We start from the raw sequence: 18372 nt of genomic DNA, 5'->3' as shown, positions 1-18372 counted from the left end.
ATCACATCCCGGTGGCCCTGACTTGCGTGCTCGCAACCACCAGTGGCGTTGCAGTCGGCACGCAAAGCGCCTGGCTGTCGAGCAATAGCAGTGGCTGCCCGTTGCTGGTGATGCGCAGTGCACTGGTGACGAACTGCGCGGTGACACATGGCCCGTTGGCTGCCGGTGGTGGCGGCAGCGCGCAGCCGGCGACGACGTAGGGGCACGCGATGGTCGTGGTTGGCATGCCACTGACCAGCACACGCGGATTCGGCACGGTTGGCTGTGCCATGCCGCCATGTGCACACATGACGACTGCGCCTTGATGCAACAGGAATCCGGGCATGCGTACTCTCCTGTCCCTACAGCTACTGGCTATCGCCGCATCTAAATCACCACCAACGCCCCTTCATTGATCGTCACCGACGGCCCCACCATCGCAATCGACGCGCCTTGCCCGTTCTGGATGATGATGCCGGTCTCGTTCACCGTGATCGTCGCCCCCGTCATGCTCTTGATCATGATGCCGCCGGTGGGCCCCGGCAGATCGGAGATGGAGAGGCTGTTCTGCAGCGGGGTCTGCATGGTGATCGCAGGCACGGGCGGTGGTGAGAGCAGGGCAGCTGCAGGCACTTCGGCCGCGCTGCCCCAGTAACAACCCGTCCAGATGGGATAGTCCGGATCACCTTGTTCAAACTCGATCCACACGCCAGCGCCGATGATGGGTACGCAGAACACACCCGTCTGAATGCCGCCCCAGGGCAAGCACGGCATGGCCCACGACGTAGGCAGGAAGCCGGATACATCCGGCACCATGGCCATGATGCGGCCGATCTGCATCGGGTCCACGTTGTTGATAACGGTGCCGCGGTATTTGCCGTAGTAACGCCCCGAGCCAAGCGCGGGCATGCCGCCAGATGTCTCTGTATCGGTCATTTCGCTCACACCGGTATGTGGGAAAACGTGGAAAGCAATCCGTTGCGCACCAATGAGAAACTCTGCTTGTACTCGCCACGCTTGATCTTGTGCGTCACCTTTTTCACGTAATGCAGTCCGTCGAAAGCGGGCCCTACGCCGCGCACACCCACCAGGCGGCGCGCCTTGAGGGGTTGTCCATAGCGAAGGACATCCAGCGTGCCATCACCAAACACGCAGTCGGACGATTTCGCCGCCTTGGTGAGCGCAATCACGATGCCCTGCAAGACCGAGTACTTGGCATTGCCCTTGAGCAGATCGATTTGTGGCGGAATGGGCGGGACAAGCCCCAATGGCGGATTCAACGGCGTGATGTCAGGAATCGGGATGGGAATGGGAACCTTGGTAAACGGCTCCTGCACCATGACGATCGGCATGACCTTGGCGTTCTTGTCGAAGCGGAAATTGATTTGCTCGATGTTGGTTTCCGCATCCATATTGAGATTGAGTGCCGGCTGCGGCTGACCAACGCGAATCTCCGGACCCCAATAGGCGTAGCTCATCCCCGGCGTCGAACTTGGCTCGATGCAGAAGATGTAACCCACTTCGTCCGCTAGTTGCCGCACGTAGGCCAGGTCCTTGCCTTGCTGCCGCGGAATAGTCTGGATGGGCAATGGGACGTCCATGAGAATGCTGGGAATCACCATCGGCACCAGGCCAAGCACCGCATATTTCGCTACCACCAGGGCCACCCGGGCTTCACGCGGCATGGCAGGGTAAGGGATGCCGGAGAAATCGATGATGCTCATGATGTTTGCCAGATCCGTGCCCTTGACGGTAAGCGTGCTATGGCCGTCTGCCGTGCCGGGGCTGAACTGGTGATCCGTCATCACGCCATCCATGATGACCTCGGAGTTGCCTGCCACCGTCACCACAATCACCACGCGCGTAAACGGAATGGCGCCCCCGCCCACCAGCAGAAACAGCGTCTGCAGGGGCGAGTCATTGCTCAACGTAAACACCAGCTCGAAGCCGCTGGGCTCGTTGCCGGAGTTGGCAACGACTTCCACGCTTACGAGGGCATCGAGCACGCTTTCGGGCACCGGCATCGGTATGCCGGGTCCGATCATCAAGGTGAGATGCACACCCTTAAGCACTGGTCGCTCCCGGGATGCCAGCGGGTAAGGTGACGCGCAAGGTTTCGCCCGCGGTATCAGTGAGTTCGTCCGGCCGCAGGACGCCATTGGCGTCGCACAGGCGCCAGAACAGCAACGGATCGCCAAGGTACTGCGCTGCGAGCCGGTCCAGCCGGTCGCCCTCGCGCACGGTGACAAGTTGCAGCGTGGCGAAGGCCGTGGGTTGCGGCACAACGCGGCGCGTCAGGCACGTCACGGTGCGACCGTCTTCCGTCGTTACCTGTTTGGCGGCCACGCCGTAGTACCGACTGTTCTGCGGGTAGGCCTGTGCCGGAAGCCCGAGCGGGGCCAGCAGGTTCATCAGGCTGTTCGAAGTGTTTGGCACGCTGCTCATGAAAGACTCCCAAGACCGAGTGCGGACAGCGTTGCCGCCGGGCCTTTGCGCGCCAGGTTTTCCTTCTGCTGCTGATACACCATATAAAGACCGGTGCCGCGATGATCGAAGGGAAAGTCATCCACGGACAGCACACGCATGCCAAGCGACACCTTGGCGCGGATTGGGTGCAGGGAAGGGTCGAACGCTTCCTCGGTGACGCTGAAATCGGTCAGCCGCACGGGCACGATACGACTGCTGTTCCATACGAACAGCGTCAGCGGCGCCTCCATGGGCGCGATCTCCAGCACGCCGGACTGCGCGAGTGCATGATTGCTGAGGATGGTCTGGCTCGACGGATAGATGATGGTTTCCAGCACGGACAGTTGCGGCAGCAGGCCCACCTGCACGGCGGCCTGGTTCTGATCGGGAAACTCAAGCTGGTCGGTGGCGTCCAGCTCGGCGTCGAGCTTGAACGTTTCAATGGGTGGCCCTTTGAGGCGCAGCGGTTCGGAGCGGTTGTGCTCTTGCGTGGATACGGACTGGGCCTGCAGCGTGCGCGTGATGCTGTCGGGGTTGTACTGCAGCGAAATGACGCGAAGCATCGCGCCACTATCGGCGTCGAGAAGCACGATGCCGCCCTTGATAAGCCGTGGTGACCCCGAAAAACTCATGAGCGGCCCCCGTGCACGGAAGTGACGCTGCGATGGATGGCGGCCCCGATTGCCTTGCCATCGCGCCTGGCATGAGAGGACAGTGTGACCGTTGGTGCGGCGAGGCGCTCGATCGCACCACCTTGCGCCATGCTTGCCGTGGCCGTCGACGACCAGGAGGCTGCAAACCGCTGCTGCAGCTCCGCCTGCACAGCATCGGCGATGGCATGCCGGCTACCCGCATCGAAGCCGTGAAGCACCAGCTCATCGATATGGACGCGAACAAGGGTCACGCTCATAGCCAGTCTCCGGTTTCATTACGGCTGAATGGCCTTTTGATCTTGGCCGATTCGATTTCGGCTGCCGCGCGCAAGTGAGGCATGGCAATCGACCTGCCTTCGCCTGCGGCGAGAAAAGCAGCGGTGAGCGCAACGTTGCGAATGGTTCCGCCGGAAAACTGCAGGCGTGCCAGCTTGTCTGCGCGCACGCCTTCCAGTGGCGTTTGCGCGGGAAAGATGCGCTGCCAGATGCGTTCACGCATCTGCGCGTCAGGGAAGGGAAACTGCACGATAACGCGCAGCCGGCGCAGAAACGCTTGATCCAGCGCGCCTTCATTGTTGGTCGTAAGAATGGCCAGGCCGCGATAGCTCTCCATTCTCTGCAGCAGATAGCTGATTTCCAGGTTGGCGTAACGGTCGTGACTGTCCTTGACCTCGCTGCGCTTGCCGAACAGTGCATCCGCCTCGTCAAACAGCAGCACGGCACCGCCGGCGTCGGCAGCATCGAAGATCTGCGAGAGGTTCTTTTCCGTTTCGCCAATCCATTTGCTCACGATCTGCGATAGATCGATGCGCCATAGATCCAGCTGCAAGGCACCCGCGACAATTTCTGCCGCCATGGTTTTTCCTGTACCACTGGCGCCACAGAACAAAGCGGTGGCGCCAAGTCCGCGCGCACTGTGTTCGGCGAAACCCCAGTCGTCGAAGACCTGCGTCCGGTTTTGCAGGTGCGAGACCAGGCGCTGCAGCAACGCGATCTGCGCGTCCGGCAATACAAGATCGTCCCAGCGGGCTCGCACGGGTACGGATTCCGCCAGGCCAGCAAGGGTAACCGCGCTTTCCTCGCGGCAATGAAGCCATAGGCGTTCCGCGAGATCCTTTGTCGTAGCGTCCGGCGCTGCTGGCCCGGCGCCGGCGTCGAACTCCATGATGTCCTCGCGCAACTGCTGCGCGACGCGGCGTAGCGCCGTGGGCGACAAGTGGAACTGACCCATGGCGCGCTCTAATGCGCCGCCGGGTAGTGGAATCTCACGCATCGCATCAAGCCACATGCGCCGGCGGTCTTCACCCGTGGGCGGCTTGAGCGAAACCGGGTGCGGCCGACGCGGCAACCATTCGCGCACAGGTTGCCGGACGATAAGGATCGGGCCACGTTCGATCCGCTCGAATATATGAGGCAGTTTGTCGTGGCTATCGCCCACATCCAGTAACAAACAGCCATTCATCATTTTGAGGTCGCGCTGCAGTCTGCGCAGCTGCACATCCAGCAGCTCCGGCACGGGTGACAGGTCACTGGCCGTCATGCAAAGCAGTTCCAGGCCTGCGTTGGCGCACAAGTGTGCGGCGGTGGCCCGCAGTTCTGTCATGTCAGCGCCGATAAGCTCCAGCGCGGGCAGTGCGTCGCCATCCTCATGATCGCCGGGCCAGCGATAAGCGAGACGCTGCCATGCCTCGGCGTGGTTTGGCGCAAGCGTGTCCAGCGGCGGTGGTGACCGCAGGAGTGGTGCAAGGGTTTCATCGATCTCGATCAGTCCAAGCAGGTGGTGCAGCACCGATTCGGCGATACGTAGACGGCTGGTGACGACACTGTCGGTGCTTTCCAGTTCGATCAGGCATTCGTGACGTAAGGCGGCACTAGCGCCAAGTGCAGACCAGTGGCCATCCGGAAGCAGCGACAGCGCAAGGCCGAAGCTTGGCCATGGTCGCGCATCGTTGCCCTGGCGCGCAGCGCATGCTGGCCCGATCGAGCCGTCCAACTCCTGCGCCGCACAGAGCAACAGCACGCTCGCTTCAAAATGCGACAGCCGGAAGACCCTGGCGAGGTTTGCGAGGCTCGGCACCGACAGCGGATCCACCGGCGGCGTGTCGGGCTCGCCGCGCAGGGTGGCGCGGAGCACCGCAAGCGCCGATGACAAGGCTTGCTGGTTCTCCGTCAGCCAGGGTTCGGAGCGCGCGAGTACCGTCATGGCGGCACCATCTGCGTGGGATCGAACTGCGGTGGCGTGACGGCGTTGTTGACCAAAATGCTGTCTATGCCGTCGACACGCAGGCGTATCCACGGTTTGGCGCCCGCGCTGAAGGGCGTGGCGTCAAAGGTGAAGGTCAGTGTGTCGGTCGATGCGCCGGACCATGTGGCCGGAAACACTTCCTGGCTGCCGATCAATGCGCTGACCTGTTGCCCTTGCCAGACCTTGGGTGCACAGGTCAGCGTCAGCACCTTGGCATTGACGGGGCCGCTCGTGACCATCGTTTCAATCAGCGGTGCCAACGCGAGTGGCAGCACATTGGTCGCGTGCTGGTCCACGCCGGTGCCGACCATGGCCTGAACGTTGTACAGCCCGGCGCGCAGTGAGTCAGGGGCTGCTGCGGGCGTGGGTAGCTGCACGGTGAGCGTGGCGGCGTTGGTGGCGACGGCAGCCAGCGAGGTCTGCCCGGAGGTCGTGGTGTTGGTAAGCACCACCGTGGCGGGGCCATCGGCGAGATGGAAACCCGACAGCGTCAGCACCTCGTTAAGGCGCACTGACGACTGCCTGGCGGGCGGTGTTGCTGCCGTCAGTGTGGGTAAGGGCGGCAGCATGTCGGCATGGACGATGGCGCCTACGGATTGCTTCCACCCCGCAGGCACTTCGCCGATCGTCAGTACAGGCAGGGCGGACGTGGCTGGCTGCGGGTTCTCAATGAGCACTACGGAAACGTGGTAAGCCACCGAGGGCCGATACGTAGTCTGCAAGGCCATCCAGAGCTTGGACATCTCTTCGGTGTCCATCACATGCGGCACGATCTTGACCTGCTCGATCTGCTGCAGCAGGTCGTCCGGCGTGATGAAGCTCACTTCCGGCGGCGGTGGGGATAACGCGTTCTGGATCGATTGCTGGGTCAGTACGGGCACCTCGTGGAGATATTGCGCCGCATACCCAAGCAATACGTCCGCATACAGCTCCTGCTGGCTGTAGGCAGTGATCAGGTAGTAAAGGTCAACAGCCAGCACGGGGTTGTTGATGCGATTGCCGACGTTGTCGCGACTGGGCAGGTTGGCATTACGCCAGCCCGCATTCGGCGTGACGTGATACATGAACAGGTTGAGCTGATCGGGCAGGTTCTTCTGATCCGTGTCGATCAGGTCCGGGGCTTTTGCCGTCACGGAGACCGGACCCTGAGCGCCGAGTTTCACGTGATCCACAAAACCCTGCTGCAACAGATAGCGCAGGGTCGCGGTGACGCCGGCAATGGCGAGATCCGTGCTCATCGCCTGGTGGTGCCTCGCAAGTAGTCGTCAAGGCTTCGGCGCGGCGGCTCGCGGTGCGGCGTTGGCTTGGGTGCGGTCGGCGTGATCGCGCGAACGTCCACGCGACCGATCGTTACGTGCACCACCGTTTCGTTCTGCTCGGTACGGTGCGCGGGCTCGGAAGTGGCTCTGGCCGGCTGTGGGCGCGGAGGCAGTGGCATATCAGGCGCGAGGGATGCCATAGGCGATGGTGGCGCGACGAGCTGTGCCATCTCGCCTGGGGCACCCGGCATCGCATGATGTGCCGGGCTCGCTTGCGCTGGATAAGCGTTGCCTCGGTCCGTTGCTCCTGCGCTGGCTTCCACGTTCTCGCCATGCGGAGATGACCGCCGGGTCGGTGAAGCCGCTGGAGACAGAACGTCCCGTGGCGTATCGCTACCGGAGAGGTTGGCGCGACGCTGTTCGAAAAGTGCGTCAGAGAACAAAGTGGTGTGCGCCAAACCCGTGGCGACGGGCTCGCCTGACTGAACAGGGGAGTGACGTGGCATTCCGGTATCGTTTGCCGTAATGACCTCTGCGTTATGCGAGGCGGCATCCGGATTCGCCATGTTCTGGCCCGCCACCGGCTCAAAGCGGCCGGGCAGGCGTGGCTGCACCGTTGGCAGCTCGCCACGGCTCTGCGCGACCAGACGCTCGAGATAATGGCTCACGCACAGATCAGGTCGAGATAGACCTGCCTCCGTGTCGGTGACAGCGACAGAATCTCCCGTTCCGACCACCCATAGGCGCTGGCGATGATGTGCACATCACCCATCAGGCGAGCAACCCATCCCTCGATTTCGCGCCAGAGAAACGCCGCAACATCAAAGGCCAGGGTGAACGCGTGCCCGCACGCCTCGCAGGTCAGTGCAAGCCTTGGCTCCGCCAAAGGGTCCAGTCGTGCCATTTCGGCGAGTAGCGGCTCGTTGAGCTGTGTGACTTGCGCGAGGTCGATGTCATGCACGCACGCGCGCAGGAGCTGCGTTTGCGCATCTGCATAAGAGAGGCTTTCGTCAACGGCCTCCAGATCTTCGATGGTTGGTAATCGAAAGTGCAGAGCCCGCCCGTCGACCTCCATGGTGCGGGTGCCATTCGAGCCCTCATGGCCTTGGCATGCGGCGAGAAAATCCTCGACACGCATCGTGACATCCAACTTTGAATCACATGAAGGGCAGGTGGCCATGCCAGCGATAGCCGAACCAAAAAGCAAACGCCGCAGGCTCAACAGGCGCGCATTCGTTTGGCCGATGGATGGCCCAGCTTGCGAGGCGTCGTCAGGGATGAGTGTGGAAAGCAGGCGTGCACGCCGCAAGGGAGGCATTTGCCGCCCGTCCTCCCAGATCGCAAGTAGATCGGCTGCATTCACCGTAACACTCCCCCACGCGAGTGCGCTTCTGGACCATCTATGCCAACCATCCAACGTTTGATGGCGCATCGTTACGGCCATGGCCGATAGGACGCGCCGACTGCGAGTCGCCTCAGGTGAGGCTCGGCTCACTCGGCTCAGGTACGGACGTGTCCCGTTCCCAGCCTTCGTTCTCCAGCTTCAAATGCTGGATCGCCACGGCGTTGGCATTGGCATCAAGATCGGGCAGTGCCTGGTATTCGGAAACCCAGCAGCGGTAGATCTTGTAGGCCAGAGCCAGTTGACCGGCTTCGTTGTAGAACTCAAGAATCAGGTCCTTGCGGAAATCCTTGAGCGACGACTCGGCGCCCAGCCCTGCGCCGAAATTCCATACCTTGCGCGCCCATGCCTCGAATGCGGTGTCATGCGTGACGCCGCGATCCATGGTGATGGCATCGAACTCCGTGCGGCCAGGTGATTTTCGACTGGTGCTGGGGTCGCCGCCCTCGCGGTGTTTCACCACTTCCGTGGTGCGCTTGAGCCCGCCGACCTTGCTCATGCCGGCGACATACTGGCCATCCCACTTCACGCGAAATTTAAAGTTCTTGTAAGGATCGAAGCGTTGGGAATTCTGGGTGAACTGCGCCATGACCATAGCCTCCGTTCATGCCGTTGGCTTCAGCACGATCTTCAAACCTATACCGCTACTTGTCCCGCCATCTGCCGCAACTGAATAACGACAAATTCAGCGGGTTCGAGGGGTGCAAAACCAACCTGGATATTCACGACGCCGGCATCGATGTCGGCTTGCGTGGTGGTGGAGCTATCGCACATGACGTAGTACGCCTGCGCCGGCGTCTTTCCCTGGAAGGCCCCCTTCAGGAACAGCGTCTGCATGAACGAGGTGACGTTCATGCGTAGCTGGGCCCACAGTGGTTCGGCGTTCGGCTCAAACACCGCCCACTGCAAGCCGCGATACAGGCTTTCCTCAAGGAAAAGCGCAAAGCGGCGCACCGGCACGTACTTCCATTCGGAGGCTTCCGCATCCGCTCCCACCAAGGTGCGCGCTCCCCACAACACCGCCCCGTAGATGGGGAACGTTCGGAAGCAATTGAGCGCGATGGGATTCAATACGCCCTGCTCGTCGTTGCTGAGGTTGTAGGTGAGCTTCTGCACCCCGGACATCACGGTTTCAATGCCAGCAGGCGCCTTCCATACGCCCCGATTACCGTCTTCGGTGGCGTAGACGCCTGCCACCACGCCGGATGGCGCGAAGCTGCGCAGCTGATTCTGGTTGAGCGGGTCGGCCAGGCGGAGACGCGGAAAATACACGGCGCCATTGAGGTCATGCACCGTCAGGCGGTTGGTGCGCCAATTGATCGCTGAAGCCACGTCGACGACATCCGGCGGCGAATCAAGCAGAAGGAAGGCGCGCCGCTTTTTGCAGTAATCCATGGCGGCGGCATAAATGGCGTTGATGTCGTTGTCATGGAAGTAGGGTGTTGTGGGGGCGCCAACCGTTGCTTGCGTTGCGTCCGGCATGCAAAGGAGGTTGAACAGATCGACCTTGTCGAGTGCGTAGATGCCAGTGCCAAGTAGCTCGTCGCCGATGAGCTCGACGCTTGTTGGCGGTGCCGTGCCATCGTTGGCGCCAGTGACTGTGATGATAAAGGGCGCGGCCTTTGTGGTGCCGCCCAGCCAATAGGCCGCGACGTTGTTGCTGAATGGAGCGGCGAGAAGGAATTCTGAGCAGACATCGATGCCGCCTGCCAGACTGCCGAAGGTCGCGACGCAGTCTGGCTTGCTGGGAATGGAGACAACAATGCTGAGCGAATCCAGCGCGGTCGCCGTAAGCGCGCTTTTAACTGGCGTGACGCTTACCTGTGCCCCGGGATAGCTCGCTTGCAGGGCTCGTGCCGTCTTGACCGATAGCATGCGATAGACCTCAGCCAGTGAAGCAGGCCGAGGATCGTTGGCGCCATAGAGCGTGACATTGATGGCCGAACCACCGTCGATGGAGATGGTCAATCCCGCTGCCTGACCGGTTACCTGAAGAGCCGCCAGTGCACTCGCCTGCTGGATGGACGTCATGGAGCCGGAGATCAAACCGGTCCGGGCAGGCTGGGCCGGAAGTGTGGGGTTCGCCGGAATAGCTATCGCCTGCACCAGTTGCGAACCGGTATCCGGATCGTTGACGACCGCCAGCACGTAGTTGGCCGCAGCATTGTTCATGCTGACGTTGGGAAAACTCTCGGCGACGCCGGTGCTGATGTTGGTGATGGTGAGGTTGAAGGCGTCGGGATCCGCACCTGACAAGCCAATGTAATCGACCGATAGCGCAATGCTTCCGGCCCAGGCTCCAGTGCTTGCCGCCGTGAATGTCAGAAGAGGGGAGTCACCCCCATCCGGAATGATGATCTGTGCAGCCGTTGCGCCATCTTTCGGCACGCGCACCACAATCGCTGTTGTACCGCCATTGGCAAAGAACTGCTGCACGGCATACGACAACTCACTGTCTGCCGCGAGGCCGCCGAAGTTGCGCTGAAAGTCCGCAAAGCTGAAAAGCTCGACAGCCTTGTGATCGGGGCCGCTTTGGGTATAGCCGACAAATGCCGCAATCGACGTGGCGACGCCGACAATGGCGTGCACGCCGCTCGAAATTTCTTCGACATAAACGCCAGGGTAGGTAAGCTGCATGACTGACAACCCCTATGTTCGGATGAACGATGAGAGGGCAAGCAGAAGTGCTTGATGGGGTGCGCGCAGCGCGCACACGGCGACGGTGCCGGATGGCAATGGCACGGCTGGATCAGGTGCGTCCAGGCTGTCGCGACGCATAGGCCCGCCCCTTTCTGCTGGGCTTGCAGATGAAGTTGGCGATACGGATCTGTGATGCGGTGATGCTCGGCAACCCCTTACGGCCGAGGCGCTAATACTTTCAGCGAGCGGGTCATGGCAGCGTGAATTCTTGAGGATGTGTTGCTGCTCGCGCAGCGCTTCGATCGATCCAGCATGGCTCGCGGAGAAGTGAGCCTTGTGTCGGATGTGGCGCGGAAGAAATCTGCCGTGCGCAGAAGAGGCCATGGTGCGACGGGTGCCTGGTTGCGCCCATGGATCGATCATTAACCACCGTCACTGCCATGCAATGGTCGACGACGTTCAGCGCTTTCTTCCTGGTAGGTGACACTGCTTGCGCGGAGCGCATCCACAGCGTCCGTGAGGTTCTCGGCTGGCTTCAAGTGAAGCCAGTGCGGTGCTGCAAATACGTTGTCATCCGGGACGCGTGACATGTCACCAGGAATACGACAGATCCTCTTCGTGTCGTTCCCGCTGCAACCCTTCTCGCAGGTCGGTCTTGTGTGACGCCACTGTGAAAGCCGACGCCATCGACTCAAGAATTTACGCAAGAAGGGCAGGGGTGATGGCCTTTCGTCACCGACTTCATTGCTACCCTATAAGTATCGGTGCGAACATGTGCGCCGGTATCTCCGGGGGGAATTGCCAAGCGCTTTATCCGTAGCACCATAGTGATGCCCGTCAGCACGCTTTGGTCAGTGCGACGGCTTGCTCGCCTGCACGATGGCGCGCGCAAGGTGGCCATCGTCATCAAGCTTCGGAAGAGCGTAGTGGGTAAGCGCTGTCGGATTCTGCGCCGACCATATTTGCCGTGGCGTGTCGTATCGTTTCCTCCTTGTCGCATGGGCGCCGGCGCAAAGCGTCGGTCGAAGGACTTTGATTGAGTCGGTGCAACAGGTGGCGCGCGAATGAAAGCGGAGACACGGCGGGAATACGAGGCGACTGATCGCGACAATGCCGTGACGTTGCGCCGTGCGACATCGCATGCCACGGCGACGCAGGTGGCCACGCGCCTGATGCAACGCCTGCATGACGGTCCTGCGCAATGGATGACGTTGGCGCTGCTCGAGCTTGATCAAGCCAGGCAGGCACCGTTCCACGTCGGTGCGCAAACGCTTGACGGCCTTCGCGAGCTGGTGAGCGAGGCGCTGCGCGGCACCCGGCAAGTGCTGCAGGAGTGGGACTGCGGCACCGTGGTGGCGAGGTCGATGCCGCTGGCTGCATCGCTGATCCATCTCGGGCGTCGGCTTTCGTCCTTTACCGGCCTTGCGCTTTACATCGATTGTGACGATTCGGTGCCTGACCCGCCGAAGCCAGTGGCCACGATCGTGTTGCAAGCGGCACAGGAGCTGCTGCTCAACACCTGCAAACATGCACCCGGCGCGAACGCGCAATTGGTGTTGAGGGCGACAGCCCATGGCTTTGAGTTGACGGTGGGCGACGACGGTCCGGGTTTTGATCCTGTGACCATCTATCAACGCCATAGCCAGCGAGGCGGCTGGGGGCTGGGCGCGATGCCCGAGCGGCTGGCCCATGCGGATGCCGCTTTCGACCTGCAGGCGGCTCCCGGCGCCGGGGTGCAGGCGTGCATCCGTTGGCCGGGCGATTTCGCTGAGCAGTATTGGAAGGGCAGGCGCATGGTCCGCATTCCCGGACGGAAGGTCGCACGATGAAAGTGCGGGTGATTCTCGGTGACGATCATCTGATGTTGCGCGAAGGCCTGGTGGCGCTGCTGCAGCGCGAGCCGGATCTGGAGCTGCTGGGGCATACCGGACACGGCGTGGACCTGCTGCGGCTCGCTCGCAGCCTGAATCCGGATGTCGTGGTTGCGGATGTCACCATGCCCGTCATGAACGGCATCGAGGTGGCCCGGCGCGTGCGCAGCGAACGGTTGGCGAGCAAGGTGCTGTGTCTTTCGGCCAGCGCGCAGCCCGGACAAGTGCTGATGGCGATGGAGGCAGGTGCCTCAGGTTACGTGCTGAAAGAAAACTGTTGCGACGAACTGGTGCGAGCCATTCGCCATGCCTTCAACGGCCAGATTTTCCTTAGCGCGGAGCTGATGGGCCCGGTGTTCAGCGCCTGCCGTGACGTCGGTGATGGCCAGAATGGCTGGGCGCCACCGCCCCTGACATGGCGTGAGCGCGAAGTGACGCGGCTTTTTGCGGAAGGCAATTCCACCCAGCAGGTGGCGGATCGTCTTCATATCAGCGCCAAGACGGTGGCCACGCATCGCGCGCACGTGTTCCGCAAGCTCAATATAAGAAGCGTAGCCGAACTAACCCGCTATGCCGTCAAGCAAGGCATGGCCGCGCTCGGGTGACTGGCGCGCGCTCACGCTTCATCCCGGGATGAGTGCGGCTTCAAGACAACACTGGATGTAGGCGTGGCCAGCACGCATCGGGCCGCCGCGCCCGGAAGAATGAGGCTCGCGTAGCATCCCCACCACCTGCCTGCCGCGCCGGGCGGATGCCATTCCATGGGTCGAAAGAGATACAGCGGTTCCGCGCCGGTCATTCTCCTCAGCAAAACGGAGATCAATATCAGCAATCTGCTGATAGGCCACGCTGACACGGCGGCGTAACGTAGCCAGACCCTCCTTAATCGGGCAGGAACCCGAAAAGGAGAGGCCGTGTCATGGAGACCGAAGGGGGCGGGCCAGTGATTGATCGTGTGCTCGAACAGCTTGCGTCGCATCTCAACGGCCACTTTCGTCGGCAGTTCGACGTGGCTGAAGATGTCGTGGTCGTCTCCAATCTGCTGGAGCTCGGCGGCGCCCCCGTGGTTCTGGCGGCGAACAAGCTTGTGCTGTTCCTGAGCGGCGTGGAGCGCGATACCGTGGCGCACCGGTCCACCGCCATGCCCATGACGTATAGCAATGGCATCCTTCAGAACGCGGTGCCGGTGTATCTCAACCTGCTGGTCATGTGCGCCGCGAATTTCAGCGGAAGCCATTACCCCGAGGCGTTGAAGTTTCTATCCGGATGCATCGCGTTCTTTCAGGGCAACCCGGTGCTCGATCACCAGAATACGCCCGGCATGGATGCACGCCTGGAGCGATTGGCGCTGAACATGGAGAACCTCAGCAGTCACGAAATGCACAGCCTGTGGAGCATCCACGGTGGCCGCTATATGCCATCGGCGCTGTTCCGCGTGCGGATGATCACGCTTGATTCGGGCGCGGCGCGCGGCCGTGATCCGGCGATTACCCAGGTCGAAACCGAGGCGACGCCGTGAATGTGATCGGTTCGCGCAACGGCGTCAGGCGGGCAGGGTGACCATGCAACGGTATCGCCCATTCGCCACGGTTGACGTGCGGCATGACTATTTTGCCGACGGCCATGCACGCCATCTGGTGTTTCGGCCGGATGCGGATACCTCGGCTTTTCTTGAACGATTTGCCATGGTGTGGCGTGCCGATGGGCGCAGCCTGAGCATCCACGTTGCCGAGTCCCAGTTGCAGGGCATGTGGAGCGAGCGGGCGGTCGAGGACAGGCCTCGCGCGCTGCGCTTCGACGTGTATTCATCCGATGCCGCCTGTGTGTACTACACCGGCGCCACCGGCACGCAGCCGAAAGCGGCCGACGATGGCGCGCGCCCGGCGCCGCTGCTGCCGGTATCGCCATCGCCGACGGCGCCACTGGCGACCTTGAACTTGCCGCTTGATCCCACGGAGAGTGGCGATTTCGCCAAGTGGGTGGCGGCACCCGGCACGACGTACCGGCTATGCCTGCAAAGCCGCAATACCATCTGGAAGTACCTGCTGGTGGGCGACTGGCGCGGCCGCACGTTGTCGATTGTCGACCAACGCGGGGAGGTGGCCTTCACGACGCCTTCCGATGAGCGCCTGCCGGACGGGCGGTCCGCATGGACGGTGCACTCCACCTCGCCGATTGCTCTGCGGGAGCGACCGACCCAACGCTTTCAGCTTTGTGACGTGACAGATGCGCGCGAGCGCGTGCTTATTCCCCGACTACCGGGCGCCTCGCCGCAGCGCCTGTGGCGCGAGACCGTACACGGCGAGACAACGGCCGTGTCGGAAATTTTTGTTCACAGCTAAACCACTGACAGGAGCCCACCGATGGGTGCTATGAAGACACCGGGTGTCTATATCGTCGAGAAGAATGCGTTTCCGAACTCGGTGGTGGAAGTGGCTACCGCCGTGCCCGCATTCATCGGACACACCGAAATCGCCGACAACCGCAGCAAGCCACTCTCCTTCAAACCCTGGCGCATCAGCTCGATGGCCGAGTATCACCAGTACTTCGGTTTCGCGCCCAATCCGCGCTTCAACATCGTGGAAAAGACCGACCCGACCGCGCTTGCGGACTTCAAGGCGGTAGGCAAGGACAACAAGCTCACCGAGTACGTGTTCGAGCAGCCGGCAGGCAAGGATGGTGGCCGTTACGGCCTCTACAACGCCATGCGCCACTTCTTCCAGAATGGCGGCGGCCCTTGCTACATCGTGTCGGTTGGCGATTACGAGTCGGACCTGGATCCGGACAAGTTCAACCGTGGTATCGACGAACTGCTCAAGGAGCAGGAGCCGACCATGGTGCTGATACCGGAAGCGGTGATGCTGAAGCAGCCCGAATGCATCGGCCTGCAACAAGCCATGCTGCAGCATTGCGGCGACAAGATGAAGAACCGCGTGGCGATCCTCGATGTCTGGGGAGGCGACAAGCCGCGTAGCGACCCCAATGGCGACCCGGTCGATTTGTTCCGCAACAGCCTGGGTATCAACTTCCTCAATTTCGCCTCAGCGTACTACCCGTGGTTGAACACCACGGTGGTCGGCGAGAAGGAGTTGAACTTCGAAAACATCGCCTCCGCGGACGTGCTGCAACTGCTGCTGCGTAACGAGCTTGGCCTGCCGGAGACCGCCCCGGACGGGGCGTCGCTCAAGGACAAGGAACAGATTCAGGCCATTGCCGATATCACCAAGGATTGGAGCAAGGTCGACCCCGCGCCGACGCCCGACGCGATCCTGGCCAACAAGGCATTGCTCAACAAGACGCTGAGCACCATCAGTCCGCTGTTCAACACCGTGATGGATCTGGTCAAGGGCAAGCTGAACCTGATGCCGCCGAGCGCAGCCATGGCCGGCATCTACACCATGGTCGACAATAGTCGCGGCGTATGGAAGGCACCCGCCAATGTCAGCCTGTCGGGCGTCGTGTCGCCCGCCGTCACCATTTCGGCGGTGGATCAGGAAGACCTCAACGTCACCACCCAGGGTAAATCGATCAACGCGATTCGCTCCTTCATCGGCGAAGGTGTGCTGGTGTGGGGCGCGCGCACGCTGGATGGCAACAGCCTGGATTGGCGCTATATCAACGTGCGGCGCACCATGATCATGCTGGAAGAATCCTGCAAGCTGGCCGCCAAGGCGCTGGTGTTCGAGCCGAACGTGGCGAATACCTGGGTCACCATCAAGAGCATGATCCAGAACTTCCTCACCAGCATCTGGAAGCGCGGCGGTCTGGCCGGCGCGGTGCCGGAAGACGCCTTCGGCGTGTATTGCGGCCTGGCCGAAACCATGACGCCGGACGACATTCTCGAGGGCATCCTGCGCGTCACCGTGCTGGTAGCTATGGTACGGCCGGCCGAGTTCATCGAGATCACCTTCCAGCAGCAGATGCAGAAATCGTGACGTGGCGCGGGCGTCGTTCGACGCCCGCCGCGTATCGCCTCACCTTGTACTGACGGAGAGATCGTATGGCAGACGACGGTTCGCAGCAGTCAACCAACGTATGGCCGATGCCCAAGTTCTACTTTCAGGTGAAGTGGGATTCGGCCGTGATGTCGTTTGAAGAAGTTTCCGGGCTCGATGTCGAAGCGCAGCCTATCGAGTATCGCCATGGCGACAGCCCGGTGCATGCGACGATCAAGATGCCGGGGCTGAAGAAGTTCAGCAACGTGACCATGAAGAAGGGCGTGTTCAAGGGCGATAACAAGTTCTGGGATTGGTTCAACAAGATAAAGATGAACACGATCCAGCGCGTGCCGGTCACTATCAGCCTGCTCGACGAATCCGGTAAACCGACCATGGTGTGGACGCTGGCCAACGCCTGGCCAACCAAGATCACGGGTACCGACCTGAAGGCCCAGGGCAACGAGGTGGCGATCGAAACCATCGAGATCGCGCACGAAGGCCTGACCATCGCCAATGGATGATCCCGCCGCATGGCCCGCCAAGAAGGTGGTGGAGGACAAGCTTGGCGAGCTGCTCCCTGCGGCGTTCCAGTTCACCGTCAGCATCGGCAGCGAGTCGTCGAGCGTGGACTCCTCGTTTCAGGAGGTGTCAGGGCTGGAGCTGAGCATGGAAGTGGACGAGCTGCGCGAAGGTGGTGAGAACCGCTTCATGCACCAGCTGCCCACCGGGGTGAAGCAGAAGCGGCTGACGCTGAAGCGAGGTATCGCATCGATGGATTCGCCACTGGTGGGTTGGTGCAAGCGCACCCTGGAGGCGGGACTGTCGGTGAAGATCAAGCTCGCGCCGGTGACGGTGAAGCTGCTTGATGCCAAGGGCAATCCATTGCGCACCTGGTCATTCACCCAGGCTTATCCGGTGCGCTGGGAGATCGACAATTTCCAATCCACCAAGAACGAAGTGGCGTTGGAGACGATCGAGTTCGCTTATCAGGAAATGCGACGCAGTGGCTGAGGTCAAATCGTGACGATCGAAATTCGCCAGATGGTGATCAAGTCGAGCATTGGCCGCGAGGGGGCCGCGAGCGGCGGCAAATCGCAGCAGGTCGACGAAAATCACGACGACGACGATGAGTGCTGCGGCAAGGATGGCCCCGGTGGCAGTGAAGAGCGCCGGCGCCTTCGCGTGCTGATGACATCCGAGCGTGACCGGATGCGGGAGCGATAAATGCCAGTCAGCCTCTCCACTGGGAAATCCCAGCTGAAAATCACCGAGTGCGACAACAAGGGCAATACACCGACGCCCAAAGGCAACTCGATCTCGCTACTGATCAACCCGTCCGAGCTGACCCTGTCGCGCAAGACACAATTTGGCGGCTGCGTGCCGATGGGCGACATCGGCAGCGGGCGAAATTTTTCGCGCATGCAACCGGGCACCCTGGATTTCTCCACCGTATTCGATGGTACGGGCGTGGTGCCGGTTCCCTCCAACCTCAACTTGCCAGCCGAGGTGGAGGATCAGCTCAATGCGTTGAACGATGTCGTGTACACCTACAAGGGCCAACAACACCAGCCCAATGTAGTGCAGGTGCTGTGGGGGCGGCTCGCCTTCTATGGGCGGCTGACCTCGTTCAACATCGAATACACGCTGTTCCGCCCAAGCGGCGCACCGCTGCGCGCCACGGCGAAGATGACTTTTCAGGGCTACAAGAATCCGCAGGAAGCGATACTGGAGGCGGACATGTCATCCCCCGATCTCAGCCATTCGGTAGTGGTGACGGAGGGCGATACGCTGCCGCTGTTGTGCCACCGCATCTACGGCGACAGCCGCTACTACGTCGACGTGGCCCGCTTCAATGGCTTGCATGGGTTCCGCGCGCTCAAGCCGGGCCTGACGCTGCACTTTCCGCCGTTGGGTTGAGC

General features: G+C 61.6%; 20 protein-coding genes. 9 read left to right on the top strand and 11 right to left on the bottom strand.

What is annotated here, in order from left to right; all coding sequences use genetic code 11:
• Position 1: 1 nt before the first annotated feature.
• The 11 genes from OQE56_RS02950 to OQE56_RS02900 all read right to left on the bottom strand — a co-directional run bounded on the left by OQE56_RS02950 (position 2) and on the right by OQE56_RS02900 (position 10641).
• The gene (locus OQE56_RS02950) at positions 2-325 is read right to left on the bottom strand and encodes a hypothetical protein (RefSeq protein ID WP_267221371.1); all 324 of its coding nucleotides are present in this window, start codon (positions 323-325) and stop codon (positions 2-4) included.
• Positions 326-366: 41 nt separating this feature from the next.
• On the bottom strand, positions 367-915 hold the full coding sequence (locus OQE56_RS02945) for a phage baseplate assembly protein V (protein ID WP_267221369.1): 549 nt from the start codon (positions 913-915) through the stop codon (positions 367-369).
• Positions 916-920: 5 nt separating this feature from the next.
• Positions 921-2051, bottom strand: coding sequence for an Ig-like domain-containing protein (locus OQE56_RS02940; protein WP_267221367.1), 1131 nt, complete (start codon positions 2049-2051; stop codon positions 921-923).
• The gene (locus OQE56_RS02935; RefSeq protein WP_267221365.1) at positions 2044-2424 is read right to left on the bottom strand and encodes a LysM peptidoglycan-binding domain-containing protein; all 381 of its coding nucleotides are present in this window, start codon (positions 2422-2424) and stop codon (positions 2044-2046) included. The genes OQE56_RS02940 and OQE56_RS02935 overlap by 8 nt, the downstream gene beginning before the upstream one ends.
• On the bottom strand, positions 2421-3077 hold the full coding sequence (locus OQE56_RS02930; RefSeq protein WP_267221363.1) for a hypothetical protein: 657 nt from the start codon (positions 3075-3077) through the stop codon (positions 2421-2423). Before OQE56_RS02930 ends, OQE56_RS02935 begins: the two co-directional genes overlap by 4 nt.
• Positions 3074-3355 carry a hypothetical protein gene (locus tag OQE56_RS02925; protein WP_267221361.1) on the bottom strand — a complete coding sequence of 94 codons (282 nt, stop codon included), beginning with the start codon at positions 3353-3355 and terminating at the stop codon, positions 3074-3076. The genes OQE56_RS02930 and OQE56_RS02925 overlap by 4 nt, the downstream gene beginning before the upstream one ends.
• Positions 3352-5301 carry an ATP-binding protein gene (locus tag OQE56_RS02920; protein ID WP_267221360.1) on the bottom strand — a complete coding sequence of 650 codons (1950 nt, stop codon included), beginning with the start codon at positions 5299-5301 and terminating at the stop codon, positions 3352-3354. The genes OQE56_RS02925 and OQE56_RS02920 overlap by 4 nt, the downstream gene beginning before the upstream one ends.
• Positions 5298-6581 (bottom strand): Pvc16 family protein, encoded by a 1284-nt coding sequence (locus OQE56_RS02915; RefSeq protein WP_267221358.1) that lies wholly within the window; start codon positions 6579-6581, stop codon positions 5298-5300. The genes OQE56_RS02920 and OQE56_RS02915 overlap by 4 nt, the downstream gene beginning before the upstream one ends.
• A gap of 685 nt (positions 6582-7266) precedes the next feature.
• The gene (locus OQE56_RS02910) at positions 7267-7965 is read right to left on the bottom strand and encodes a hypothetical protein (RefSeq protein WP_267221357.1); all 699 of its coding nucleotides are present in this window, start codon (positions 7963-7965) and stop codon (positions 7267-7269) included.
• A gap of 112 nt (positions 7966-8077) precedes the next feature.
• Entirely contained in the window at positions 8078-8593 is a 516-nt protein-coding gene (locus tag OQE56_RS02905; protein ID WP_267221355.1) for a phage tail protein, read from the bottom strand.
• A gap of 47 nt (positions 8594-8640) precedes the next feature.
• A complete protein-coding gene (locus OQE56_RS02900; RefSeq protein ID WP_267221353.1) occupies positions 8641-10641 on the bottom strand; it encodes a phage tail sheath C-terminal domain-containing protein in 2001 nt (666 codons plus the stop codon).
• Between the two features lie 1067 nt (positions 10642-11708).
• Here OQE56_RS02900 and OQE56_RS02895 point away from each other — a divergent pair.
• The 9 genes from OQE56_RS02895 (at position 11709) to OQE56_RS02855 (ending at position 18370) form a co-directional block, all read left to right on the top strand.
• Positions 11709-12473, top strand: a complete 765-nt coding sequence (locus OQE56_RS02895) for a sensor histidine kinase (RefSeq protein WP_267221351.1) — start codon at positions 11709-11711, stop codon at positions 12471-12473.
• Positions 12470-13120 carry a response regulator gene (locus OQE56_RS02890; protein ID WP_267221349.1) on the top strand — a complete coding sequence of 217 codons (651 nt, stop codon included), beginning with the start codon at positions 12470-12472 and terminating at the stop codon, positions 13118-13120. Before OQE56_RS02895 ends, OQE56_RS02890 begins: the two co-directional genes overlap by 4 nt.
• 314 nt (positions 13121-13434) lie before the next feature.
• Positions 13435-14034 carry a Pvc16 family protein gene (locus OQE56_RS02885; RefSeq protein ID WP_267221347.1) on the top strand — a complete coding sequence of 200 codons (600 nt, stop codon included), beginning with the start codon at positions 13435-13437 and terminating at the stop codon, positions 14032-14034.
• Between the two features lie 43 nt (positions 14035-14077).
• A complete protein-coding gene (locus OQE56_RS02880) occupies positions 14078-14857 on the top strand; it encodes a hypothetical protein (RefSeq protein ID WP_267221345.1) in 780 nt (259 codons plus the stop codon).
• Positions 14858-14878: 21 nt separating this feature from the next.
• On the top strand, positions 14879-16450 hold the full coding sequence (locus tag OQE56_RS02875) for a phage tail sheath family protein (RefSeq protein WP_267221342.1): 1572 nt from the start codon (positions 14879-14881) through the stop codon (positions 16448-16450).
• A gap of 65 nt (positions 16451-16515) precedes the next feature.
• Entirely contained in the window at positions 16516-16974 is a 459-nt protein-coding gene (locus OQE56_RS02870; RefSeq protein ID WP_267221339.1) for a phage tail protein, read from the top strand.
• Entirely contained in the window at positions 16967-17464 is a 498-nt protein-coding gene (locus OQE56_RS02865; RefSeq protein WP_267221337.1) for a phage tail protein, read from the top strand. The genes OQE56_RS02870 and OQE56_RS02865 overlap by 8 nt, the downstream gene beginning before the upstream one ends.
• A gap of 9 nt (positions 17465-17473) precedes the next feature.
• Entirely contained in the window at positions 17474-17677 is a 204-nt protein-coding gene (locus OQE56_RS02860; protein WP_267221335.1) for a DUF5908 family protein, read from the top strand.
• The gene (locus OQE56_RS02855) at positions 17678-18370 is read left to right on the top strand and encodes a LysM peptidoglycan-binding domain-containing protein (RefSeq protein ID WP_267221333.1); all 693 of its coding nucleotides are present in this window, start codon (positions 17678-17680) and stop codon (positions 18368-18370) included.
• Positions 18371-18372 lie beyond the last annotated feature (2 nt).

Source organism: Dyella silvae, from assembly GCF_026421305.1.
Taxonomy (GTDB): domain Bacteria; phylum Pseudomonadota; class Gammaproteobacteria; order Xanthomonadales; family Rhodanobacteraceae; genus Dyella; species Dyella silvae.
Note: the sequence above shows the minus strand (reverse complement) of the source record. Positions and strands in the feature narration are given on the sequence as shown.

Excerpts from the sequence above, each read along its gene's own strand:
- OQE56_RS02875 (WP_267221342.1), top strand. The coding sequence starts at position 14,879 with ATGGGTGCTATGAAGACACCGGGTGTCTATATCGTCGAGAAGAATGCG.
- OQE56_RS02935 (WP_267221365.1), bottom strand. The coding sequence starts at position 2,424 with ATGAGCAGCGTGCCAAACACTTCGAACAGCCTGATGAACCTGCTGGCC.
- OQE56_RS02880 (WP_267221345.1), top strand. The coding sequence starts at position 14,078 with ATGCAACGGTATCGCCCATTCGCCACGGTTGACGTGCGGCATGACTAT.
- OQE56_RS02900 (WP_267221353.1), bottom strand. The coding sequence starts at position 10,641 with ATGCAGCTTACCTACCCTGGCGTTTATGTCGAAGAAATTTCGAGCGGC.
- OQE56_RS02870 (WP_267221339.1), top strand. The coding sequence starts at position 16,516 with ATGGCAGACGACGGTTCGCAGCAGTCAACCAACGTATGGCCGATGCCC.
- OQE56_RS02865 (WP_267221337.1), top strand. The coding sequence starts at position 16,967 with ATGGATGATCCCGCCGCATGGCCCGCCAAGAAGGTGGTGGAGGACAAG.
- OQE56_RS02945 (WP_267221369.1), bottom strand. The coding sequence starts at position 915 with ATGACCGATACAGAGACATCTGGCGGCATGCCCGCGCTTGGCTCGGGG.
- OQE56_RS02950 (WP_267221371.1), bottom strand. The coding sequence starts at position 325 with ATGCCCGGATTCCTGTTGCATCAAGGCGCAGTCGTCATGTGTGCACAT.
- OQE56_RS02930 (WP_267221363.1), bottom strand. The coding sequence starts at position 3,077 with ATGAGTTTTTCGGGGTCACCACGGCTTATCAAGGGCGGCATCGTGCTT.
- OQE56_RS02920 (WP_267221360.1), bottom strand. The coding sequence starts at position 5,301 with ATGACGGTACTCGCGCGCTCCGAACCCTGGCTGACGGAGAACCAGCAA.
- OQE56_RS02855 (WP_267221333.1), top strand. The coding sequence starts at position 17,678 with ATGCCAGTCAGCCTCTCCACTGGGAAATCCCAGCTGAAAATCACCGAG.
- OQE56_RS02905 (WP_267221355.1), bottom strand. The coding sequence starts at position 8,593 with ATGGCGCAGTTCACCCAGAATTCCCAACGCTTCGATCCTTACAAGAAC.
- OQE56_RS02925 (WP_267221361.1), bottom strand. The coding sequence starts at position 3,355 with ATGAGCGTGACCCTTGTTCGCGTCCATATCGATGAGCTGGTGCTTCAC.
- OQE56_RS02885 (WP_267221347.1), top strand. The coding sequence starts at position 13,435 with ATGGAGACCGAAGGGGGCGGGCCAGTGATTGATCGTGTGCTCGAACAG.
- OQE56_RS02895 (WP_267221351.1), top strand. The coding sequence starts at position 11,709 with ATGAAAGCGGAGACACGGCGGGAATACGAGGCGACTGATCGCGACAAT.
- OQE56_RS02915 (WP_267221358.1), bottom strand. The coding sequence starts at position 6,581 with ATGAGCACGGATCTCGCCATTGCCGGCGTCACCGCGACCCTGCGCTAT.
- OQE56_RS02890 (WP_267221349.1), top strand. The coding sequence starts at position 12,470 with ATGAAAGTGCGGGTGATTCTCGGTGACGATCATCTGATGTTGCGCGAA.